This is a genomic window from Cognatishimia sp. WU-CL00825 (assembly GCF_040364665.1).
Classification (GTDB): Bacteria; Pseudomonadota; Alphaproteobacteria; order Rhodobacterales; family Rhodobacteraceae; genus Cognatishimia.
In genome coordinates this window covers 1-23,305 of the sequence record NZ_BAABWX010000005.1, presented here as the reverse complement: position 1 = coordinate 23,305, position 23,305 = coordinate 1, and the positions used below count along the sequence as shown (strand labels likewise).

Annotated in this window: 21 protein-coding genes; 14 read left to right on the top strand and 7 right to left on the bottom strand. The window is 51.3% G+C overall.

Going from position 1 to position 23,305, the window contains the following annotated elements:
• Nucleotides 1-14 precede the first annotated feature (14 nt).
• The 4 genes from ABXG94_RS14775 to ABXG94_RS14760 form a co-directional block, all read right to left on the bottom strand.
• Entirely contained in the window at nucleotides 15-2,408 is a 2,394-nt protein-coding gene (locus ABXG94_RS14775; protein WP_353535495.1) for a glycogen/starch/alpha-glucan phosphorylase, read from the bottom strand.
• Nucleotides 2,409-2,556: 148 nt separating this feature from the next.
• Nucleotides 2,557-2,799 (bottom strand): DUF2934 domain-containing protein, encoded by a 243-nt coding sequence (locus ABXG94_RS14770; protein WP_353535494.1) that lies wholly within the window; start codon nucleotides 2,797-2,799, stop codon nucleotides 2,557-2,559.
• A gap of 147 nt (nucleotides 2,800-2,946) precedes the next feature.
• Nucleotides 2,947-3,882, bottom strand: a complete 936-nt coding sequence (locus tag ABXG94_RS14765; protein WP_353535493.1) for a carbohydrate kinase family protein — start codon at nucleotides 3,880-3,882, stop codon at nucleotides 2,947-2,949.
• A gap of 13 nt (nucleotides 3,883-3,895) precedes the next feature.
• Nucleotides 3,896-4,570 (bottom strand): D-lyxose/D-mannose family sugar isomerase, encoded by a 675-nt coding sequence (locus ABXG94_RS14760; RefSeq protein ID WP_353535492.1) that lies wholly within the window; start codon nucleotides 4,568-4,570, stop codon nucleotides 3,896-3,898.
• Between the two features lie 195 nt (nucleotides 4,571-4,765).
• Here ABXG94_RS14760 and ABXG94_RS14755 point away from each other — a divergent pair, with 195 nt between their 5' ends.
• Nucleotides 4,766-5,707 (top strand): asparaginase, encoded by a 942-nt coding sequence (locus ABXG94_RS14755; protein WP_353535491.1) that lies wholly within the window; start codon nucleotides 4,766-4,768, stop codon nucleotides 5,705-5,707.
• A gap of 13 nt (nucleotides 5,708-5,720) precedes the next feature.
• Here the strand turns inward: ABXG94_RS14755 and ABXG94_RS14750 are convergent, their stop codons facing one another.
• Nucleotides 5,721-6,560: a 2OG-Fe(II) oxygenase gene (locus ABXG94_RS14750; RefSeq protein ID WP_353535490.1), complete on the bottom strand. Its 840-nt coding sequence runs from the start codon at nucleotides 6,558-6,560 to the stop codon at nucleotides 5,721-5,723.
• Nucleotides 6,561-6,728: 168 nt separating this feature from the next.
• On the opposite strand from ABXG94_RS14750, the gene ABXG94_RS14745 reads away from it, so the two are divergent.
• The 5 genes from ABXG94_RS14745 (at nucleotide 6,729) to ABXG94_RS14725 (ending at nucleotide 11,277) form a co-directional block, all read left to right on the top strand.
• A complete protein-coding gene (locus ABXG94_RS14745; RefSeq protein ID WP_353535489.1) occupies nucleotides 6,729-8,060 on the top strand; it encodes an MFS transporter in 1,332 nt (443 codons plus the stop codon).
• A 65-nt stretch (nucleotides 8,061-8,125) separates the two neighbouring features.
• The gene (locus ABXG94_RS14740; protein ID WP_353535487.1) at nucleotides 8,126-9,019 is read left to right on the top strand and encodes a LysR family transcriptional regulator; all 894 of its coding nucleotides are present in this window, start codon (nucleotides 8,126-8,128) and stop codon (nucleotides 9,017-9,019) included.
• Between the two features lie 101 nt (nucleotides 9,020-9,120).
• On the top strand, nucleotides 9,121-10,083 hold the full coding sequence (locus ABXG94_RS14735; protein WP_353535486.1) for a glutathione S-transferase family protein: 963 nt from the start codon (nucleotides 9,121-9,123) through the stop codon (nucleotides 10,081-10,083).
• A gap of 2 nt (nucleotides 10,084-10,085) precedes the next feature.
• Entirely contained in the window at nucleotides 10,086-10,868 is a 783-nt protein-coding gene (locus tag ABXG94_RS14730) for a DODA-type extradiol aromatic ring-opening family dioxygenase (protein ID WP_353535484.1), read from the top strand.
• Nucleotides 10,858-11,277: a GlcG/HbpS family heme-binding protein gene (locus tag ABXG94_RS14725; protein WP_353535483.1), complete on the top strand. Its 420-nt coding sequence runs from the start codon at nucleotides 10,858-10,860 to the stop codon at nucleotides 11,275-11,277. Before ABXG94_RS14730 ends, ABXG94_RS14725 begins: the two co-directional genes overlap by 11 nt.
• Before the next feature lie 2 nt (nucleotides 11,278-11,279).
• On the opposite strand, the gene ABXG94_RS14720 is transcribed toward ABXG94_RS14725, so the two are convergent.
• Nucleotides 11,280-12,236, bottom strand: coding sequence for a LysR family transcriptional regulator (locus ABXG94_RS14720; RefSeq protein WP_353535482.1), 957 nt, complete (start codon nucleotides 12,234-12,236; stop codon nucleotides 11,280-11,282).
• 112 nt (nucleotides 12,237-12,348) lie between these two features.
• Here ABXG94_RS14720 and ABXG94_RS14715 point away from each other — a divergent pair, with 112 nt between their 5' ends.
• From ABXG94_RS14715 to ABXG94_RS14700, 4 genes are read left to right on the top strand one after another with little or no spacing between them, the layout of a single operon-like run.
• Nucleotides 12,349-13,860 (top strand): ABC transporter substrate-binding protein, encoded by a 1,512-nt coding sequence (locus ABXG94_RS14715; protein ID WP_353535480.1) that lies wholly within the window; start codon nucleotides 12,349-12,351, stop codon nucleotides 13,858-13,860.
• A 52-nt stretch (nucleotides 13,861-13,912) separates the two neighbouring features.
• Entirely contained in the window at nucleotides 13,913-14,827 is a 915-nt protein-coding gene (locus ABXG94_RS14710) for a carbohydrate ABC transporter permease (RefSeq protein ID WP_353535479.1), read from the top strand.
• Complete coding sequence (locus ABXG94_RS14705; RefSeq protein WP_353535477.1) at nucleotides 14,824-15,690, top strand: carbohydrate ABC transporter permease; 867 nt, start codon at nucleotides 14,824-14,826, stop codon at nucleotides 15,688-15,690. The genes ABXG94_RS14710 and ABXG94_RS14705 overlap by 4 nt, the downstream gene beginning before the upstream one ends.
• 3 nt (nucleotides 15,691-15,693) lie before the next feature.
• Entirely contained in the window at nucleotides 15,694-17,229 is a 1,536-nt protein-coding gene (locus ABXG94_RS14700) for a sulfatase family protein (RefSeq protein ID WP_353535476.1), read from the top strand.
• Nucleotides 17,230-17,273: 44 nt separating this feature from the next.
• On the opposite strand, the gene ABXG94_RS14695 is transcribed toward ABXG94_RS14700, so the two are convergent.
• Complete coding sequence (locus ABXG94_RS14695) at nucleotides 17,274-18,104, bottom strand: amidohydrolase family protein (protein WP_353535475.1); 831 nt, start codon at nucleotides 18,102-18,104, stop codon at nucleotides 17,274-17,276.
• A gap of 329 nt (nucleotides 18,105-18,433) precedes the next feature.
• On the opposite strand from ABXG94_RS14695, the gene ABXG94_RS14690 reads away from it, so the two are divergent.
• From ABXG94_RS14690 to ABXG94_RS14675, 4 genes are all read left to right on the top strand, one after another.
• A complete protein-coding gene (locus ABXG94_RS14690; protein WP_502901722.1) occupies nucleotides 18,434-19,666 on the top strand; it encodes an imelysin family protein in 1,233 nt (410 codons plus the stop codon).
• Between the two features lie 60 nt (nucleotides 19,667-19,726).
• Nucleotides 19,727-21,241 carry a di-heme oxidoreductase family protein gene (locus ABXG94_RS14685; RefSeq protein WP_353535472.1) on the top strand — a complete coding sequence of 505 codons (1,515 nt, stop codon included), beginning with the start codon at nucleotides 19,727-19,729 and terminating at the stop codon, nucleotides 21,239-21,241.
• A complete protein-coding gene (locus tag ABXG94_RS14680; RefSeq protein WP_353535471.1) occupies nucleotides 21,241-22,245 on the top strand; it encodes an imelysin family protein in 1,005 nt (334 codons plus the stop codon). The genes ABXG94_RS14685 and ABXG94_RS14680 overlap by 1 nt, the downstream gene beginning before the upstream one ends.
• On the top strand, nucleotides 22,246-23,305 hold a 1,060-nt coding region (locus tag ABXG94_RS14675), incomplete at its 3' end, for a DUF1513 domain-containing protein (RefSeq protein ID WP_353535469.1).

The window sequence follows — 23,305 nt, the reverse complement described above, 5'->3', positions numbered from 1 at the left end:
TTTTCTGGAGGTGATTAGATCACCGATTTTGCGCCCCAGATGTCGTCTGCATAGCCGCGTATCGTTCGATCAGACGAGAACCAGCCCATGCCAGCGGTGTTGGCCGCTGCCATGCGTGTCCACCGATTGACGTCGCGATACACTGCGTCTACTTCGCGCTGCTTGTCGAAGTATTCGTCAAAATCACAGCTGACCAAAAAGTAGTCATGTTCGTATAGGTTATGCAGAATATCGGAATATCGGTGATGATCTCCATTCGAGAAGACGCCACCAGCAATTTGGCCAAGAACACGGCTCAGGCGCGGGCTGGATTCAATCGCGCGCCGCGAATAGCCGTGCTCGTGACGTTTTTCTTGCGCTTGGGCGGCGGTCAGGCCGAACAAAAAGAAGTTCTCTGCACCGACATGATCACGGATTTCAACGTTCGCGCCGTCTAGGGTGCCAATAGTTGGGCTACCATTCAACGAAAGTTTCATATTGCCCGTGCCAGATGCCTCTTTGCCTGCGGTCGAGATTTGTTCGGATAGGTCCGAAGCTGGGATTAGGATTTCCGCCATCGAGACATTGTAGTTTTCTGGATAAACAACCTGCAGCAACTCGCGCGTGACCGGATCATTATTGATCGTGGCTGCAACATCATTGATCAGGCGGATGATCGATTTTGCCAAGGCATATCCAGGGGCCGCTTTCCCACCAAAAATCTTAACACGCGGGGTCCAATCGGCATTTGGATTGTCACGAATATCGTTCCAAAGCGCGATGGTTTCCAAAATATTCATGTGTTGGCGTTTGTATTCGTGGATGCGTTTGATCTGGATGTCAAACATCGCAGAGGTATCAAGCGTCACATCATGGCGGGACTTAAGCCACTTCGCCAAGTGTTCTTTGTTGGTTGTTTTGGCTTTTCTAAAAGCCTCTTGGAAAGACGATTCATCCAGATGCACGGTCAGGTCTTGCAGCTTTTCAAGGTCCTGCTGCCATCCGGTGCCAATCGTGTCATTGATCAGATTGCGCAGGGCCGGATTGCAAGAGTACAGCCAGCGGCGAGGTGTGATCCCATTGGTTTGGTTTAAAATGCGGTTTGGATAGGTGGTGTTTAGGTCTGCAAAAACCGTCTCTTTGACCAATTCAGAATGCAACGCCGAGACACCATTCACACTGTGGGCCATGATAAACGCCAATTCACCCATTTTGACATTGCCATGTTCGATGATGCGGATGTCAGAGCCGGTGGCTTGCAAGTGGCGATCTTGGATCATTTCAATGATGCGGTGATGACGTGGCAAGATACGTGCAAACAGATCTTCGGGCCACCGTTCAAGCGCTTCTGGAAGCAATGTGTGGTTTGTGTAGCCAAGACATTTGCGGGCGAGATCGATGGCTTGATCCAATCCCATGTCGTGTTTGTCGATCAAAATACGCACAAGTTCCGGGCCAGCAATCGCCGGGTGTGTATCGTTAAGCTGGATCGCAACATGCTGGTCTAAGTCTTCGATTTTGTGGCCTTCGGATAGAAAGCGACGCAAAAGATCTTTGATAGAGGCCGACGTAAAGAAGTATTCCTGTTTCAGCCGTAACTCTTTGCCGCCTTCAGTCGTATCGTCGGGATAAAGCACGCGAGAGATGGTACGGGCCAAACGCTCGGGTGCGTTTGCACCAACATAATCACCCCGGTTAAAGCTTTCCAGATCAAACAATTTGATAGGTTTGGCAGCCCAAAGACGCAGGGTGTTGGCCCATTGACCCTTCCAGCCAACCGTCGGCGTATCATAGGCAGACGCCAATACGGTTTCAGATGGATGCCATGTGGCTTTGCCATCAGTGTCGCTTACGTAGCCACCAAAATGAATATTATAGGCGACTTCGGGGCGTTCAAATTCCCAGGCATGGCGCTGGGCAAGCCAACCTTCGGCGGTTTCGATTTGCTGGCCATCTTGAAAATGCTGCTCAAACAAGCCGTGTTCATATCGAATACCGTAGCCATAGGCTGGAATTGCGAGGGTAGAAAGGCTGTCCATGAAACAAGCTGCAAGACGTCCAAGACCACCGTTGCCCAATGCGGCATCAGGTTCATCGACAACTACGGTGTCATAGTCTTGCCCAAGCGCGGACATGGCTTGGCGTGCGATATCTTCGACATCCAGGTTAATGGTGACATCTTCTATCAAGCGGCCAATCAAGAATTCCATCGACAGATAGTAAACGCGTTTGTGCTTGCCTTCGTATGTCTTGCGTGTGGATGCAAACCAAGGTTCAACAACGCGATCACGCAGCGCCAAAGACAGCGACATCCGCCAGTCATACAAGCTTGCGTGCTCGGGATCTTTGCCAATTGACAGCTTTAGGTGCTGAGTGATGTCTTTGCGCAGCGTTTCCGCCGTCAGCGTGGTCTGATGTTGATTTGACATATTGCTTTCTGTGCATCCGTTTTGGCCGTGGGCCGGTCATTTTAACCAAGGTAAACTCGGCAAGCAGGGGATTTGCAAGCCGAGAAGCTCTGGGTGGGCCTGTTTCAATACAAAGCTGGAACATTCACCGGCGTTTGAAAGATTGGGCCTATTTTGTCGCGGCTTTCTTTGTGCGCGCCTTGGGCTTTGCGCGGGGTTTGGCTTTGGGTTTTCCGGCTGCGCCAGCGACCTTTGTTTTGCGTTTTGGCTTGTCGCCCGTTGTCGTAGGCGTCAGGATGTCGATTGCCTTAAGCCAATGCGCTTGATCACGACCTTCCGGCTGACCTTCATCCAACCAACAAAGGTATGCTGTTTCGCGAATTTGTGTTTCTGAAAGTGTGGTGTTGGTCATGTCATGTCCTGGGCGGCTATGGTGTACTTATGATAGCGCTAACATAGAGTGAAATGCTGCGCCCGCACAATATGGCGCTGCGCATGCAATATGGAATTGTTGCATTGTTGCACATATCGCTTCGGAAGCCGAAGAGCCGCTGACACTTTAGCCTCCCTGCACCTCTTCCCGCCATGGTGGCTGCGCACCAGAGCGTTCAACAGACGCGGCGGCACAACGCGCGGCAAATGCCAAAGCTTTGGCAATTTCTGCCTCTGATAGGGAGGCAATCTTTGACTTTTTCAAGTGCTGGCCATCATATAGCGCAGCCAAAAATCCCGCATTAAACGTGTCACCTGCCCCTACTGTATCAACAACTTTGGCCTTTGGAGCCGGTACAAACAGGCTTTGACCCTGAGAGTTCCAAGCCGTAGCGCCTTTGGCACCTTCTGTGAACAGGACCAACTTTGGCCCCAAGTTCAACAGGGCTCCAATTGCATCTTCGATTCTTGGGATCTCGGGGAACAGCCAAGCCAGGTCTTCGTCTGATGTCTTTACGATGTCAGTGTCAGAGAGCATTTGCGCCAAGCGTGCACGATACCGATGCTCGTCCGCTATGAAAGCAGGTCGGATATTAGGGTCCATCATGACAACGTGTTGTGCGGCATGGGTTTTCAAAAGCGTGGCATAGGTATCGGCGGCGGGTTCACTGATCAAACTGATCCCCCCAAAAAACAGAGCGCTAACGTCTTCAGGTATAGCCGCAATATCTTGGGGATTGATCATGCGACCAGCGGTGTTTTCGTCGTAGAATTCGTATGAAACCACGCCATTGTTTACTGCGACAAACGCAAGTGTTGTTGGGCGGTCGCTCAACACCGCGAGCTTGGTCGAAACATTGCTGGCCGTTACGTGGGTTTTGATTTGTTGGCCGAAGGCATCTGTCGAAATACCGGATAAAAACTCTACTGGCACCCCAAGCCGCCCAAGACCAACAGCCGTGTTCATGACCGCGCCACCTACCGCTGGCTGCAGCGCGGCTGCGCCGTCTTGCGCCGTGACGGGCAACATGTCTATCAGGCACTCACCAGCGCATAAAATCATGGTAAACCCCCAACTAAAGCCACTTGTCGTAGTCTGACACCAATAGGTGCACTGGCTTTTCGTCTTCTTCAATCGAAGAGAATCGCCCAATCTTCATCTCAAAATCATTGTCTGTCCGGTCGTCATTCACTGTCGAAACTTCGCCGATCAAAACGTCTCCACCTTCGCCCCAAAAGGCATGCCAAACGCCAGGCATAAGCGTAACAGATTCGCCCGGTTCCAATTTCAGCAATCCGCCGGCATCAACGGTACGCATAATCCCATCGACTGGCACGGAAACTGGTGCATTGCGATCAATCGATCCATCTTCGGCCCCCGCAAAAAGCTCAAGCACAAGTGTGCCTCCTCCGCGGTTGATGATGTCTTCAGCCTTCAGGAAATGCCGGTGCATGGGCGACAACTGTTTTTCGCGGCTGATCATGATTTTTTCGGCATATAGCATGCCCTTACCGCTTTTTAGATCATCGTTTAAACCATTACGGACCGTGAACAAAAATAAGCCTAACTCGTCGAACTTGCCTTGGCCATAATCCGTGATGTCCCATCCCATTTGACGTTCTTTGTACAGGCCGCCAACCGATTGCAGTTTTTCAGGCGAGAAATAGGCAAACGGGGGCATGACATAGCCAAAAGACCGAATAAAGCTATCACCGCGCAGCAAGATTTCATTTACGTCAGACCGTTTCACGGGGTTCTCCTAGTTCATAAAAAAGCGCTCTTTGGCACTTAATGTTACCGCTATCATTTTTTGACCTGCTTTGCTACAAAATCAAGAGACATTGCAGTTCATCTTCAGGCTTCATGCCTGACGAAACCGGTTTCGAAACCCCTAATTTTAAAAAATATCATAGAACATAGATTTGAACTGGCTTAGGCAGGCACTATGTCCATTCTAGTAATACATACAGGCGGCACCATTGGAATGGTTGCAACGCCGCAAGGATTTGCACCGCGCTCCGGCGTGGTCGAAGACTGCATCAACGCGCTTTCGCAATCCGGCGCACTCGTGTCACAGGTCGATCTACGCTTGTTAACACCCTTGATCGACAGCGCAAATGCCGACCCGTCAGATTGGACGCGTGTTGCGCAAATCATCGCCCAAGAACGTGGGAACTACCAAGGATTTGTCGTTACCCACGGCACCGATACGCTTGCCTATACGGCGGCTGCGCTTTGCTTTGCGCTCGAAGGCCTAGATGTGCCAGTGATTGTAACCGGTTCTATGTTGCCGCTTTCAGAACAGGGCAGTGATGGTCACCGCAATCTGCGTGACGCCTTACAGGCTGGGCTGACGGCACCAGCCGGTGTTTGGGTTCAATTTTCAGGTCAATTGATGCATGGCGCACGTGTGCGGAAATCACATTCCACAGATTTCGATGCGTTTCGAGAAACCCCGAATGCAACAATTCCGCGACGGACCTCGTCGAAGTTTCGCCTGCATGCCTATAAGGTCAAACAGGTTGCAGTCTTGGCAATGGCCCCGGGCCTTGCGGGCGGCTTATTCAACTATGCAGCAGAAAACTGTGATGCACTTTTGTTGCGGTGCTATGGGTCTGGTACGGCTCCGGATACAAAAGAGCTGGAAAGCGCACTGGTCACGGCAAAAACGCGCGGCATTCCCGTGCTTGCTGTCAGTCAATGCCCCGAAGGTGGCATGGCGCTGGGCACCTATGCCTCGGGTGCTATCCTGAGGGACAACGGGGTTGTTGACGGCCGCGATATGACTGTCGAGGCGGCCTATGCCAAGCTGCAACATGTCTTGTCGCTGGATGAAGGCGGCATTGGGCGTTTGGCGCAGTCGCTATGCGGTGAGTTCACCACATAGCAAGGAATGCCCATCAAAGCCCGATACGGTGCAAGTGACCCGCGATGCGACGATATACCCGCGGCGGCAACATATCTTTTACAAATTCGCGCCGTGCAACTTGGCGATCTTCTTTGTCACCACTATCCGGACGTGGCTTGAAGATGGTTGTATGTTCTTTGCGGGTGTCATCCCAAGTTGCCGTATAATAGTAGAGCGCAATTGATTGGCGGGGTTCGCCCTCTGGATGGTTCACGGGTTCAGGATTGCCATGAAACGTGTCTGATCCAGTCGAGAAACAAACCATGCGATTATAGGTGGGCGTAAAGCTGGCCATTTTATGCGCCATTTCTTTGTCCCAGATTTCGAAATTTCCACCCCATTCCGCTTGCCAGTCCCGGTTGAGATAAATCAGAACGTTTAAGCGGCGTTCGACACGCATAACGGAATGAACATTAAAATCCGCATGAATATCCAAATGCCCGCCGTTTTGGGTTTTATGGATGCCTGCCCCAAAGAAATATGGATCGGGAATTAGACCTTTGATCCCGGTCATTTCTTCTAGAAACATAATAAACGGCCGCGAATTTAATGCGTAAAACAAGTTCTTACTAAAATCAGGGAGCCGTTCAGGAATGTAAGAAGTCTTAAGGTTTTCTTGCGGGCGACTAAAGCTAGACTCGGCATCAGGCAGCTGTTTCAGGTCGGCGATAACTTTATCCAATATGTCTTCTGGCAAAAAGCCATCAATGCAAATGTGATTGTAGGGTTCGCCAGATTGGTATCGCTCAGCATAAGTCGTGCCCAAGGCCTTGGCCTCAGATGACTTGGTGAGCAGACTATTGGGATCAATTGGATAAATAGGATCGGTCATATTACTGTCTCTTAACAATCGGGCTTTTGACGTCTGTATCACACCTTGGTCACGGTCCGAAGAAAACCCGTTAAGATTTTGCGCGAGAGGCGGTTCAAAGCAACAGTATTGGTGTTCATTAGGCAATGTTGATCAAACTGACCTATTCTAATTGAGAATCGCTGGCCTATGCGGATTGAAATGGAAGAAAACCAAAACACACTTACGAAGCAGCCGTCAATCGCCCCTCTATTGGCGGTGAATTTCGTCGGAACTTTGGGCTTTTCTATCGTGACCCCGTTTCTGGTGGTGCTTGTTTCGCAATGGGGCGGGAACGCAGTTGTCTATGGTATTCTGGCGGCAACCTACTCTTTCTTTCAGCTCTTTGGTGCGCCGGTTCTTGGCAAGATGTCCGATCGCACCGGTCGGCGGCGCGTTCTTTTGCTTAGCCAGCTTGGGACCTTGGCATCTTGGGGCATTTTTCTGTTGGCGTTTGCATTGCCGGGCACAATACTGCTGAATGTGCAAAGCAAGTGGCTTGGTGATTTTGTTGTAACTCTGCCGCTTTTGGTTTTGTTTGCTGCACGCGCGGCTGATGGTCTGACGGGTGGCAATGTATCGGTCTCTAATGCTTATCTTGCCGACATAACGTCAGAACAAGACCGTGCGAAAAATTTTGGCCGGATGGCGGTCTCTAGCAATCTTGGTTTTGTACTGGGTCCAGCTTTGGCTGGACTGCTTGGTGCCACGGTGCTTGGGCCGGTATTGCCGGTGTCAGCGGCCTTTGCCATATCCGCAGCGGCCTTGGTTTTGATGCGATTTGGCCTTTCTGAAACCACGCCAAGGGCGATTACAGAACCGTTGGAAAACCCAACGGCTTGCGATCTATATGGCCAGGAACATCGAAGCGCATATGAAATACAACATCGGCAGGCGAACGGTTTTTGGGTGATACTCAAGTTGCCAAACATGACGGCGCTGCTGGCGATTAATTTCCTTGTGATGCTTGGGTTCAGCTTTTTCTATGTGGCCTTTCCGGTGCACGCGGTCCAGGGCCTTGGCTGGACCGTGCCGCAGATTGGCACCTATTTTGCTGTGCTCAGTTTAGCTATGATTGTGGTTCAGGGTCCAATTTTGTCGCGCGTTTCTGATCGGTTTGAAGATCGGCAATTGATGGGCGTGGGCGGGCTGGCGCTTGCAGTTGGATTTGCAATGCTCTTGTCAGGATCAGTTGTGGTGATCTATTTTTCCGCGATGCTGGTGGCGCTGGGCAATGGGTTGATGTGGCCTACATTCATGGCAGTGTTGTCTCAGGCTGGGGGCGATGAGCTACAAGGGGCGGTTCAAGGTTTTGCACAAAGCGCAGGTGCGATTGCCAGCATTGTCGGCTTGGTTGCGGGTGGCGTGCTGTATGTCTCGTTTGGCGCGTGGCTTTTTCCGATTGCTGCGATGGTGATCATTGCGTCAGCCGCTCTGGCCTCGACCTATCAAGTACCGCCTCAAAATCTGCCTGCTACATAGTCAGGTTTTGAAAATATGGACGGTTGGGGGTGTTCTCTAAGGATAATCAACAATATGTTGATTATATGGACCGCATTGACCTTATGAAAACCTATGTTGCTGTGGCGGATGCAAAGTCCTTTACAGCTGCGGCGCAGCGTTTGGGAATGACCCCCCAATTGGTAAGCAAGTATGTGCGCACCCTAGAAGATAGGCTTGGAACACAATTGTTTATTCGGTCGACGCGCAATGTCAGGATGACGGTAACAGGTGAAACATATCTAGAAAAAAGTCGACAATTTCTGGATGATTTTTCCGAGTTGTCCGCGGGCTTGCAGCAAGATCATCTGGACCCAAAGGGCTCGCTAAGACTGACCGCCCCTGCAACGTATGGCGAATTGTTTCTAGCTGATATTGTTGCAGAATTTGCAATCACTTATCCTCAGGTCCAGGTCAATATGCACCTGACCGACCGCCACACCAGCCTTAATGACGAAGGTTTCGACGTTGCGATCCGTATTGGTAAATTGGAAGATTCCTCGCTTGTTGCCAAAAAAATTGCAGAGACGGATCTGGTGTATTGCGCCAGCCCCAATTACCTGTCCCGCAACGGAAAACCAGCAACGCCTGATGATTTGATTGGACATGACTGCATAATTGATTCGAATTATAGACTTGGCGATCGTTGGATGTTTTCTGATCCAATGGATGCAAAGAGCGAAAAGACCATTCAGGTTACAGGCCGTCTGAAGGTCAATAGCGCAGCCGCGGCCCGTCGCTATGCGTTGCGCAATTCGGGGGTTATGCTTTGCCCATATTATGTTGTGGCTGCAGACATCGCAGAAGGGGCGCTTTGCCCGATTCTTCAAGAATATCAGCCTGAAAGCCTTGGCATTTATGCAGTGTACCTTGAAAATCGCCATTTGTCGGCGCGGGTAAGGGTGTTTGTCGATTTCATTGTCGACGCTTTGAGTTCATAATTATCAATGATTTGTTTATAATGAAACAACAGATTGGTATATTATAGGAATGGGGCGCATCGCCTATGTATTTGACCAGGGGTCAATAAAGGAAGCATGCGATGCTAGTGAACGGTAAGTGGGACGCGGATTGGCAACCAATTCAGTCCGCAGATGTCGATGGGCGATTTGTCCGTCAGAATTCAGTTTTTCGCGACTGGATTACGCCAGATGGTTCAGCTGGACCCGAGGGGCAATCGGCCTCGCCAGCCGAAGCCAATCGTTATCATCTGATCGTCGCCTATATCTGTCCCTGGGCGTCGCGCACGTTGATGGTTCGGACGCTTAAGAAGCTAGAAAGTGTCATTTCCGTATCTGTGGTCGATCCGCGCTTGTCGGACCAAGGTTGGCGATTTGGGGATTTTCTAGGTGCAAATTCGCACGACACTCTGATTGGCGCCAATTATGTGCACGAGTTCTATAGTCACACTGATCAAAACGTTTCTGGTCGCGCAACGGTGCCGGTTTTATGGGACAAGCAGGCCGGGCGCATCATAAATAATGAAAGCGCAGACATCGTTCGAATTCTCAATTCTGGTTTCGGAGATCTTGCTTCGCCCAGCATCGATCTGCGCCCAAAGACCCTCTTGGAGGACATCGAAACGCTTAATACCCAATTGTATGGAGCCTTAAACAACGGTGTGTACAAGGCGGGCTTTGCCTCTACTCAATTTGCCTATGAGGAGGCAAATCATGCCATATTCGAAATGCTTGACGTGCTTGAGGCAAGGCTTTCAGATGGTCGCAAATTTTTGCTTGGAGCAACGCTCACAGAGGCTGATGTGCGGGCGTTCGTGACTTTGATCCGGTTTGACGCTGCATATGTTGGTTTATTCAAAACCAATCGTCGCCGCATTGCAGACTATCCAAATCTGTCGGGTTTCTTAAAGACGATACTAGAAATCCCTGGAATACGGGAAACCGTCCGTATCGATCATATTAAAGCCGGGTATTATTCGATAAAGGATCTAAATCCAAATGGGTTGATACCGGACGGTCCAGACCTGCAAGCATTGGGATTGTAATCATGCAGCCAGCAATGTTTTTACCACATGGTGCGCCTGATTTGGCAATCAGCGATATCCCGGCCGCACAGTTTTTGGCGACAGTCCTCAAGAAGCGTTCGCGCCCCAAAGGTATTGTGATCATATCTGCGCATTGGGAAACTATTGGGGTGAGCATTACCACGGCCCCGGATCTGAAAACGATTCATGATTTTGGCGGTTTTGGCTCGGCACTGCACAAAATTCAGTACGCGGCGCGTACCGCACCTTGGTTGATTACGGCGGCCAAAGCCGCGCTGGACAACGCTGGTTTTAAAGCAACAGAAGACGCGCGCAGAGGGTTAGATCACGGTGCGTGGATCCCCTTGCGTTTAATGTTGTCCAAGGCGGACGTGCCAGTTGTTCAAATTTCATTGGATCACACCGCGTCGCCAGAGCAACATTTTCAACTTGGTCAGGCGCTCGCAGCACTTGCAGATCAGGATATTTTGGTCATTGGCTCTGGCGCAACGGTCCATAATTTGCGACGGATCGCGCCAGAAGGCACACTTCCTCCGAAATGGGCGACAGATTTTGACGATTGGGTTGAAAATGTTCTAGCGTCGCAAAACTGGTCTGAATTGTTGCGATTTAGTGAACATCAACCCAATGTTCCAAGTCACCCTACCGCTGAACATTTTTTGCCATTGATTGTGATCTGTGGTGTTTGCAGTGCGCGCCGATCTGCAGTGATGCGCCAACTGCATCGATCTTATAGCTATGGATCTATTGGTATGGCTGCCTGGGAGGTAAGCGATGCAACTTGAATTGGCACGCAAAATTGCAGACGGCGCAGTGGCTCATGCACAAAAAATGGGGATATTTTCGCTGGCAATTGTGATTCTGGACGCTGGGGGCAATATTAAGTATTCGCTGGCACAGGACAACGCGGGCTCGCTGCGCCATTCGATTGCATTAGCCAAAGCGAATGCTGCGATTGGCATGGGAATGAGTACCGGTCAACTTTTCGAGATATTTGAAAATGGCATCCTGCCAGATCGGTTTTCGGCGGCAATTTCCGCTCTGTCGCCCCAAGGTTTCGCGCCGCAGCCGGGTGGAGAGCTTGTCAACCAGCACGGGCGATTGGTGGGTGCGGTTGGAATTTCCGGCGCGTCGTCGCTACAGGACGAATCCGTGGCGCGCGCAGCGATCGATCAGGCCATCCGCGCTGTTTAGCCCTAAGTGGTCTGAGGCCTGCTGAGGTTGTCGGGCAAATACGGATCTTCGAGACCCAGGTCTGAAACGCGTTTTTGTGCCAAGTCCAAAAGCAACTTAAACGCGCTATTGCTGTTCAGGCCACGTCGATAGATTGGCCCTGATTGAAAAGAAATATCGTCAATATTCAAACTCAAGATTCCCACTCCGTCGCCGTAAAGATGATTGACGAAGTTGCTTGGTAGCAAAGAGACATAGTTCCCGTGACGCAATAGCTCTAGCGCTGGCAGCATCGAGTCGCAGTGGATCGCCGCTTTGATGGTTTCACCTGTCTGGCGGTGAATAATGGCATTTAGCGTATCCAAATAGGCGACATCGTTTTGAAACGAGATCCAGTTGCAGTTGAGCAAATCATGCAGGGTCACCTGATCTTGTTGCATCAACGGGTGACTCTTTCGTGCGGCCACGGCCAGACGGGCGGTAAACATTGGCGTTCTAACTAGAAAAGAGGGCAGGGGTTCCACTTTTTGGAAGCCTCCGAAAAAGGCGTCGCATTCGCCATTTTTCAGCAAAGGGATCGCTTCTTCATAGTTTTGGGCGGTGAGTTCGAAGGTCAAGCCTGGATAGGTTTTGTGTACCTGCGGTAAGATACTTGGGATCACAGACCACAACCACACAGGGGCCGCAGACAAGCGTAATAGGCCGCGTTCTCCCGCATGGCGGGCGCGAATTTCAGCCTCTGACAATTGAACTTCTCGCAACAAATGACGGGCTTGCTGCAGAACTTCGTGCCCCATCTGCGTCAGATGAAGTCCACGTGCGCGACGATCAAACAATGCGGCACCAACACTGTCTTCCAGCAGTTTTAGGCTGCGCGTGAGGGCGGCTTGCGTCACACCACGCCGTTCAGCGGCGCGGCGCATTGTGCCTTCTTCGACTATGGTGACAAACCGGGCGATGGATTCGAGGTTGCTGAGCATAATGATTAAGCTTTGTAATCAAAAATGAAAAAAAGTAAACTTTTATTAATTCATCACCTCGGGCATATTGTTCAAATCTTGGGCAGAGGAGTGCCCCTTCTGGGAGGAAGAAATGACTTTTACGAAATCTATGAACATGTCGCGCCGGGCGTTTGTCAAAGGTTCAACCGCAGCGCTGGGGGCTGCTGCTTTGGCCGGGCCTGCGAGCGCCGAAATGCTACCGAAAGCGATCAATGCAATTGCAAAGGACTCAAAGTTCCGTTGGATTGATAGTGGCGACCAGAAAGCTGTCTTCTTTAAGCAGTTCTTTGAGCAATACAGTAAAGATCGCGGAGTTGATGTGGTCTATGACGCGTTGCCGTGGAAAGAGATTGCACAGGTTGTACCGCTGGGTGTGAGAAACAATTCGGCGCACGATGTATTTGCATTGCCGCAAAGCGTTAATCCGGCCGAGGCCGTCGCTCAGGGCTGGATTCAGCCTTACGACGATTTCATTCCTAATATCGAAGAGTGGAAGGCTGGTTTTCCAGATGGGGCCTTTTTGCCAGGTATCAATATGTTTGACGGCAAAACCTATGGGTTACCGTTCACGTCAAACAAGCGCTATGGCACGCATTTATTGTACAACAAAGCCTACCTAGAGGCGGCGGGATATGATCCCGAAGATAAGCCTTTGACATGGACCGGATTCCGCGATGCCGCAGCGAAAATCACCGAAGCCGGCAAAGGTCGCTATTTTGGCTTTATCATCGGTGGCTCTCAGCTTGGGCGGTGGGCACAAACCGTGCGCAATATGGGCCGCATGGCTGGTGCTAGCGCGGGTGGAGACAGCGTAATCGAGGCGGATATTGATTTCCGCACAGGTGACTATGTCTTTGATAGTGATCAATATATTGCTGCAGTAGAGCTGTTGATCGCCATGCAGGCTGATGGCAGCATCTTCCCTGGCATCATGAGCATGAATGCGCCGCAAGCGCGCGCATATATGCCGCAAGGTGCAGCGGGCATGATCTTGCAGGGCCCTTGGAATATCCCAGGCTGGGAAGGTTCAAATCCTGAATTTGATTTTGGAGTGTCCAGCGGGCCAGTGCCTGACTCTGGGCCCGTAGGGAAACTGACAATTGGCCAAGGTGCCGCGCCACAAAATACCATGTGGGTATTCAAAGGGTCGCAGAATGGCGGCATTGTCGGCGATATCTTCCACTATCTTGGCACAACCGAGGGGCAAACCGCCTGGGCCAATATCGTTGGCGCTGGTGATCCGCCAATCTTCCCAGATGCGATTGCCGGTGCAGATATGTCACCGCGCGCCAAAGCAGCGTTGAATATGTTCAATGATCAAATCCGTGTTGGACCAAACCCGGTTGTTCGCAATGGTGATCTGACAAAGGTTATCGCCGGTTTTCAGGCCCCAGAGATCAACTTTGCGCGCACAGTTCAGGGGCTGGTTTCTGGCCAGCTAAAGGGCGTGGAAAAAGAAATGAAGGCACTGAAAGACCGTTACAACGCCTCTTTGGATGCGGCCTTTGCCTCGGCAAAATCTCAGGGTGCAAGCGTTGACCGATCTGATTTGGTCTTTGCGAATTGGAATCCAAACGTCGATTTCGGCGCGGCGGATTACTAAGCTAATCGGGTCGGCACCTTGCGCCGACCCGACCTTAATAAGGCCCTAAACTATGTTGCAAATTCTGCGCCAGTATCGTTACCAATATTTGATGATATTGCCGGGCCTGATCCTGGGCGGCATGTTCGTTTTCTACCCCATCGTAGCATCCATGTATTTCGCCCTTCACGATTGGTCGGGTTTCAATTCGGCCAAAGTGTTTGTCGGATTGGGGAACTTTGTAAAACTGTTCACAGACCCAATCTTTTGGGACGCGTTTGGTCGCTCGCTCTTATTCCTGCTGGGTACCGTGCCGTTGCAAATGGCGCTCTCGCTTGTGGTGGCGGTTCTGCTAAACAATCAGCTGCTGAAAATGTCGAGCTTTTTCCGGACCATGATTTTTCTGCCGGTAGTGACACCCGTAGCTGTCATCGGCATTGTTTGGACATTTCTGCTGAGCCCTTTCAACGGTCCGGTAAATGGTATTTTGTTGGATTTGGGGCTTATTTCCCGTCCGGTCGATTTCCTTGGCAGCGCAGATACTGTCATGCCATCCGTCATCGGGGTTTACGTTTGGAAGTGGCTTGGCATCACAATGATCTATTGGCTGGCCGCGCTGCAAACTGTGCCCGAAGAGGTGTATGATGCTGCGCGTTTGGACAATTGTAAGCGCGCGCGCCTTCTCTATCATGTCGTTCTGCCGATTATCTTGCCATTTGCCCTAGCGATTTTGCTGATCTCCGCGGTTGGGGCGCTAAACGTATTTCCTTTGATCATGGCGATGACCAATGGCGGGCCTTTCTTCTCGTCTGAAGTCATGGAGATATTTATCTACCGCACCGCCTTTGCGACGGGGGACGGCTCTATTCCAAGGCTGGGGTATGCGGCTGCTGCGGGCGTTTTCTTTGGTGCGGTGGTGCTCACCTTGACCGCTGTCCAAAGCATCGTGACGCGAAAAACGCGCAGCGCAAAGGGAATTTCAGAATGATAAAACTGCTTAACCCAAAGCGCTGGATCTATGGCGATCATCGGCCAACCCGCGCTGTGGCTGTGACCTCGTTTGTTCTGACCTGTCTGTGTTTGATCTGGATCTATCCCTTTGTCTGGATGGTTTCGACAAGCTTGAAATCCAACACGGAAATTTTTGGAAACCCTGGATTGGTGCCGCAGTCCTGGGCCTGGGATAACTACAGCCGCGCCTGGACCGAAGCTCATATGGGCCAGTATTTCCTCAACACTTTAATGGTAACGCTGGGCTCTGTTGTTATCGTCACGGTCTGTACGGCAATGTTGGGCTATGTTCTGGGGCGCTATAAATTTCCTGGTCGTACGCCGATTTTCATCGCGTTTGTTGCGACCGTTTTTATCCCGCAGGGCTTTACCATTATTCCGATCTTCGAGCTGCTGTCGGCGCTTGGATTGTCGTCAAATTTGCTGGGGCTTACCTTGGCGACTTCGGGCCATGCGATGGTGATTTTCGTCGTGTTATTTGCTGGATATTTTAGTCAGCTTCCAAACGAGTTGGAAGAAGCTGCGCGCGTCGATGGGGTCAGTTTTCTGCAAACCTTTTGGTACGTGATGCTGCCTCTGGCAATGCCAATGGTGGTCACTGTGGTGATCATGCAAGTGTTGCATGCCTGGAATGATTTTCTATTACCGCTGGTCATCACTTTGGCTAATCCGGCGATCCGCACCCTGTCTGTAGGCATTTATGCATTCAAGGGTGAACAGATCATCGACTGGACAGGCATGGCGGCCGCAGCAACCATTTCGATTTTGCCGATTGTCGTGCTGTTTATCTTATTGCAACGCTATTTCATCAACGGCCTTGCCGGTGCGGTGAAGGGTTAGATTATGACCAAACGTCCCAACATCTTACTGATCACCACAGATCAACAGCACTTCACGGCCCTAGGCACTGTGAACGACAAAATCAAAACGCCGAATATCGACCGATTGTGTTGTGAGGGCACGCGGTTCGATCGCGCCTATTGCCCAAGCCCTGTTTGCACTCCTTCCCGGGCAAGCATTGTGACAGGCCTATACCCGTCACATCATGGTGCTTGGACAATAGGCGTGAAATTGTCAGAAGATGTGCCAACCGTTGGGTCGGTGCTTAGCCAAGCGGGGTATCGCACCGGTTTAGTTGGCAAAGCGCATTTTCAACCTTTGGCCGGAGACAGTCTGGAAAAACAACCCGTCCTAAGAGACTTGGATTTCTGGCGTGACTTTCATGGGCCGTATTATGGATTTGATCATATTGAATTGGCTCGAAATCACGCGGATGAGGCTCATGTGGGCCAGCATTACGCGGCCTGGATGGAGGACCGAGGTCTGACGGATTGGCGAGAATATTTTCAGCCCTTGCCCGGAGAAACTTCTGCCAAAGCACCTGAAATGGCAAAAAATGCCCCATATTGGGCGCGTGAATCTCGCGCGTGGTCGCTTCCCGAAGACTTGCACTATACCCCTTGGATCGGCGAACGTTCTGTTGCGTTTATCCAAGAGGCCGCAGAGGCAGATCAGCCGTTTTTCCTGTGGACATCTTTTCCTGATCCACACCCGCCTTATACGGTGCCTGAACCCTGGGCCACTATGTATGATCCCGAAGATATGGAACCGGGCAAAATGGTGGCCGGCGAACATGAATTGAACGCGCCGCACTTTGCGATGACACAGCAAGAGAACCCTGATTTTGCCAATTGGCACGTGCCGCATGAAGCACACGGTTGTGCAAGCCATCTCTATGACGCAGAGGCGCTTAAGAAAGATATGGCTGTCTATTATGGCATGATGAGTTTTCTGGATCGTGAAGTTGGACGCATCTTGGATAAACTGGATGATCTGAATTTGGCCGAAGACACTTTGATAGTTTTCACCACAGATCACGGTCATTTTCTGGGGCAGCATGGTTTGGTTGCCAAAGGCCCCTTTCACTATGAAGATATGCTAAAGGTGCCCTTTATTGTCCGCTGGCCCGGAAGGGTTGCCGCAGGCAAAGTTAGCGATGACATCCAAAGCCTGGTAGATCTTACGCCCACCTTTATCGAGGCCGCGACACAAGAACGGCCTGATGATTTGCAGGGGCTTTCTCAGCTTGACGCTTGGACTGGGCGGGGGCCTGCAGAACGAAAATTCGCGATCTGCGAGAACAGGCACAATCCAGAGATGCCACATGTCACCAGTTACATTGAAGACCGTTATAAAATATCGGTTTACCGTCATGGAGAATACGGCGAATTCTTTGATCTCAAAGAAGATCCTCGGGAAGTGAACAATCTTTGGGACGCGCCAGATGCTGCGCATCTCAAAACAGACGTTCTCACCCGTATGGTACAGTCTTTGCTGCAGTCTGAGCCTATGAAAATGCCGAGGTTGGCGCAGGCGTAGCTTTTGTTTTGTGCTGGCCCGCAGGGCGTGCGGGTCAGGGATATTTATAGCCGATAAAAGCGCTGGGCATTACCACCCAACACGGCTTGCTTTTGGCTTGGCGATAGCGGCGCAATCAGCTTTTGAACTGTTTGCCACCAGGTCGCGTAATCGCTGGCCAGATTGACCACTGGCCAATCGCTGCCGAACATCACCCGGTCACTTCCAAAGGTCGCAAGGATGAAGTCTGCAGTTGGCGCAACATCATCATAGGTCCAGTCGGTGCCGATTTCGGTTACCATGCCAGACAGCTTGCAAAATACGTTCTGGCGCGTTGCCAAGGCCTTTATGCCATTCATCCAAGTCTCTGGCGGTAAATGGTTTTTCTCAGGTTTTGGTTTGGCAACATGGTCTATCACAATAGGTAGATCAGGGTAGCGTTTGGCAAGCTGGTTCAGCGTTGACAGATGGCGTGGCTGAATGAGAGCATCAAAGCAAAGGCGATTTTTTTCCATGTGGGAAAGGCCAATTTTCTGTGCATCCTGCAAGATCCAATCAGTTTTCTCTATGTTTTGCAACATCGGCCGAAAGCCCTTTAGAGCAAAATTAGAGCGCAACCGATCAATTGTTTCAACGACGTCTTCGCTGGAAAAATCCAACCATCCAACAACGCCACAAACAAAGTCGGTTTTCCCCGCCAAACGCAATAGAAATTCGGTTTCTGCCGCTGTGTCAGTGGCTTGAACCAAGACCGTACCTTTGACCCCTGTTTCAGCCAAAAGTGGTTTCAGATCGTTTGGGCCGAAGTCGCGAAAAATCGGCATGACAGATTCGTCGGGCCAAGGGTAATCGCCTCTAGAAAGCTGCCAAAAATGCTGATGGCTATCAATAATCATAGTGTCCCAATCTATCTGCTTTTCCTTCATAGAATATGATGTCGGCAACATCCAAACCTTTCAGAATTTCCAAGAAATTAACCTGACTAAATTTATCGGGTTGACTAACATTACTGTTTTAGTCAGTTATTGTGCCAGGTTCAAAATAGTCAAGTTTCTACAATTAAATGGTGCGCCGAAAATGTGTGAATTCAGATGGAAACCCGTCGCAGGCCTATTCAGGCGAGAATTCCAAAAGTGATCGACGTTCCTGGCAATACGCAGGCGTTCGAACAAATCAAATCAGGACAAATCTCATGAAAATCATTTCTTCAGGCATTGCGCTTTTGATGATGGGTGCAAGCGCATCCGCCGCTGACAACAGCACCCAAAAATCGGTTCTTACGAACTATGCCAACATTGCAGAAGCAAAATACGCTGACAGTTTGACCACTGCAAAACGATTGCAAACAGCGGTTGATCGCTTGATTGCATCGCCGTCAGCGACAAACCTTGCTGCCGCCAAACAAGCCTGGATTTCGGCCCGAGTGCCATACCAGCAAACCGAAGTGTACCGCTTTGGCAACGCCATTGTTGATGACTGGGAAGGGAAAGTGAACGCGTGGCCTCTGGATGAGGGACTGATTGACTATGTTGATGCGGCCTACGGCGGGGCAACTGATGAAAATGCTGTCGCAGCGTTAAATGTGATTGCGAATGCTGAATTCATCTTAGGTGGAAAAACGGTTAACGCCATGCAAATCACGCCGACCTTGTTGGAAAATACGCTGCAAGAAGCAGATGGTGTCGAAGCCAACGTGGCCACCGGATACCACGCCATTGAATTTTTGCTTTGGGGTCAGGACCTGAACGGACATGACGTTGGCGCGGGCGCGCGGCCATGGACCGACTATGCATCCGCAGAGGCCTGCACCGGTGGGAATTGTGATCGGCGCGCAGACTATCTTGAGGCGGTTACAGAGCTTTTGGTTTCAGACCTCGCGTGGATGACCGCGCAATGGGCTGAAGGCGGCGCTGCAAGAACCGAAGTTCTTGCCCATCCAGGGGCGGGAATCGTGGCGATGCTGACAGGTATGGGATCTTTGTCTTATGGCGAACAGGCTGGCGAACGCATGCGCCTTGGCCTGATGCTAAATGACCCCGAAGAAGAGCATGATTGCTTCTCTGACAATACCCATAACAGTCACTATTACGATGGTTTGGGCGTGCAAAATGTCTATTTCGGCTCATATACACGCATCGACGGCACGGTTGTGTCGGGCGCGTCTTTGTCTGATTTGGTCTCCGCTACAAACGCAGATTTGGACGCAGAGATGAAGCATAAACTATTCACAACGATGAAAGCACTGGGTGCGATCAAGACAGCGGCAGAAGCTGGGTTTTCTTATGATCAGATGCTTGAACGTGGCAATCAAGCCGGTGAAGCGCTGATTATGGGCGGCGTGAACGGCCTGATTGATCAAACCAAATCCATCGAACGCATTGTGTCTGCGCTGGATCTGGATGGGGTCGAGTTTGAGGGGTCGGAATCCTTGGACAATCCGAAAGCTGTTTTCAACTAAGCATTATTTGAGAGCAACCGTGGCGGGATGCGCGCCACGGTTTAAGCAAGGAATTCTAGCATGTACCGCATATTGTGCGCAGCCACCTTGGCAGGTTCTGCCACGGCAGTTCTATCAGGGCCACTGGATGAACCACATTTGAATATCATCCCTCGAAGCGACGCGGAAAGAATCCGCATTTTGGCAACTACGGCAATGCCAGTAGACTTTTTACGCCCTCAACAATTTGAAGAAAACAGCGCCGGAGCAGCCACAGTGCGCGCGCGCAAAGACGCGAATGCTTTTTCAGAACCATCTGCCAATATCAGTTTTGACAAAGAATTGGACTTCAAAGTAGGCAACGGGTTCTTTCGTAAGATTTGGGTCAGCGCACCTTCATCAACGCTGGCTTCTGATGGTCTTGGGCCAATCTATAACGCGCGCTCTTGCCAAAGATGCCATATCAAAGACGGACGGGGACACCCTCCTGAAAATGCTTTGGATAATGCGGTGTCAATGTTCCTGCGGGTTTCTATTCCCGGTGGCTCAGAGCACATGATTGAAGAAATCCAAGATTATCTCGCGACGGCGCCTGACCCAAACTATGGCACGCAATTGCAAGACAGCTCGCTTGCAGAAGTGCCGGCTGAATATCGACTAGAGATCGACTATAAAGAGGTTGCGTTGGCTTTGTCTGGTGGAGAGACGGCCAGCCTGCGACACCCTACATATAAAGCCGCAGACCTAGGTTATGGTCCGCTGCACCCTGACGCCATGTTGTCGCCGCGCGTTGCTCCTCAGATGATTGGACTTGGCTTGCTCGAAGCGATCCCGGCAGCCGATATCTTGTCTTTGGCTGATCCAAACGACGCGGATCAGGACGGTATTTCCGGCAGAGCGAATGTGGTTTGGTCAGTTGAATATGACATGCCAATGTTGGGTCGCTTCGGTCAAAAGGCTGGAAATCCAACGGTCATGCAGCAATCTGCCGGGGCATTTGCCGGCGATATCGGTATCTCTAATCCGCTTTTCCCGGCCCCGCATGGGGAATGCACTGAACGGCAGGTGCACTGCCTGAATGCCCCACACGGCGATCAGGATGATCGGGTTTTTGAGATCGATCAGGAAAGCTTGGACCTTACCGTTTTCTATAGCCGAAATCTGGGTGTGCCCGCGCGCCGCAACATAGATGACCCGCAGGTGCTGCGCGGCAAAGAAATCTTCTATGCCACAGGATGTGTGTTGTGCCATCAGCCGAGTCATGTCACGCATCGATTGCAGGACCAGCCAGAGCAAAGCTTTCAGTTGATATGGCCATACACGGACTTGCTGTTGCACGATATGGGGCCTGACCTTGCAGATCATCGCCCCGAGGCGCGCGCGACCGGCACGGAATGGCGCACACCGCCGTTATGGGGCATTGGGCTGACAGAGCAGGTGTCAGGGCACACTTACTTTTTACATGATGGACGCGCACGTAACCTTTTAGAGGCCGTTTTGTGGCATGGCGGCGAGGCACAGGATCAACGTGATGCGGTAGTGAGAATGCCGGCCAAGGATCGTGCTGCACTGATCCGCTTTTTGGAAAGCCTTTGATGTTAAAACTGGTATTGGGGATCATTCTTTTGGCAGCAAAGCCCAGCTTTGCCGCTGAAAACACCGTATCACAGGCGCTGGATCAGCATGTGCTGCCTGCGTTTGATACATTGGCCAGACAAGCCACAACTCTGCATGATGTGGCCACCATGTATTGCGCGCCAGACGCACCCGAACTGCGTGCAGCTTATGCGCAAGCTTTTGACGCATGGGTTTTGGCAAGTCATTTGCGCATAGGTCCAAGTGAAGAGGAAGATCGGGCGTTTGCCATTGCATTCTGGCCGGATACCAAAGGGTTCACCGCCAAAGGTTTGAATGCGCTGCTGCGCGATCTTGATCCAGCGATTTATGACCCGGCAGAGTTTAAAACGCTGTCTATCGCAGTTCGCGGGCTTTATGCCTTGGAGTTTTTGTTGTTTGACCCGGCGTTTCAAACACAAGCCACGGCGGATTATCGCTGTGATTTGGTACAGGCCCTTACCCAAGAGATACGTCGGAATGCGACCGCGATAAATTGGGGTTGGCAAAGCTATCAAAGTGTTTTGCGCAATCCAGCGGAAAGCAGCATTTATCAAACAGAAGAGGACTCTTTGCGCGAGATTTTCAAAGCGCTTCATGCGGGGCTGCAATTTACATCTGAGGCACGTCTGGGCCGCCCGCTTGGCAGCTTTGAACGCCCTCGCCCAAACCGCGCCGAAGCCCGAAGGTCAAAGCGATCTCTGCGCCATGTGACCCTGTCTCTTGAGGCAACTTATGATTTGGCGTTGTTGCTTTCAGGGGGCGAGCCGCAGATTGCAAAATCTTTGCAGGCCGCATTTGAGCGGTCGTTAGAATTATCAATTGACCTAAATGATCCAGAATTTGCCGGGGTTGCGGACCCTGCAGGGCGGTTTAGGGTCGATGTGTTGCGTCAATCTGTCGACCGCATACGCGAAATTGTAACGTACGAGCTGGCACCGGCATTGGGCGTTTCTGCGGGATTTAACTCATTGGATGGTGACTAGATGACTTCGCGGCGCAGCTTTCTGGCGGGTCTTGGGGCGGTGGCGACCTTTCCGCTTACAAGTTGGGCAGATGTTGGTAATCCTGCTTACCTGAGCGCGGCGAGACGATCAGACGGGCGATATACCTTGGTTGGGTTGAGTGCCCAAGCTGCGCCCCTTTTTGAGGTTGCGTTACCTGCGCGCGGGCACGCCGCTGCGGCACATCCCACGCGTCCCCATGCGGTGGCATTTGCCCGCCGGCCTGGCACATTTGCCTTGGTTCTAGATTGTTCAAGCAGCGAGGTTTCCCAGAGGATATTTGCGCCACCTGGTCGTCATTTTTATGGGCATGGTGTGTTTTCTGCTGATGGGCGTTTGTTGTTCACAACCGAAAACGATTTTGAAAGGGCAGAGGGCAAGATCGGGGTCTGGGATGTGCAGGCAGGATACCGGCGCATTGCAGAGTTTTTTTCGGGTGGTGTGGGGGCGCATGATTTAAAACTTATGCCGGATGACCAAACGCTTGTGGTGGCAAACGGCGGCATCGAAACCCATCCTGACAGCGGTCGCGCCAAGCTGAACATTGCCACAATGCACCCCAATCTCAGCTATCTTTCGCAAGACGGAACACTGCGAGAGCAAGCCCGTTTGCCAGCCAACATGCAAAAAGCGTCGATTCGGCATCTGTCGGTACGCGCCGATGGTTTGGTTGCTGTTGGATGCCAATGGCAAGGTGCCAAATCAGACGTCCCGTTGATGTTCACTCATAGGCAGGGCGGTGCATTGTCAAAGCTGCCGACAGCGCCCTTTCATATTGATTTACAAGGATATATTGGCAGTATTGCGTTCTCATCGGACGGGCAGAACTTGGTCGCGACCTCTCCAAGGGGAAACGTCGCGCTGCTACACGATCTAAGGTCTGGGCACACAACGGCGTTGGGTCAATTTGATGTTTGCGGCGTTGCACCTGGGGCAAAAGGGTTGGTTCTAACATCAGGGCAGGGGTATATAAGCACTGTTTCAGCGGATGGAATCCAGGCTGTAACCAAGACAGAGTATCAATGGGACAATCACTTGATTT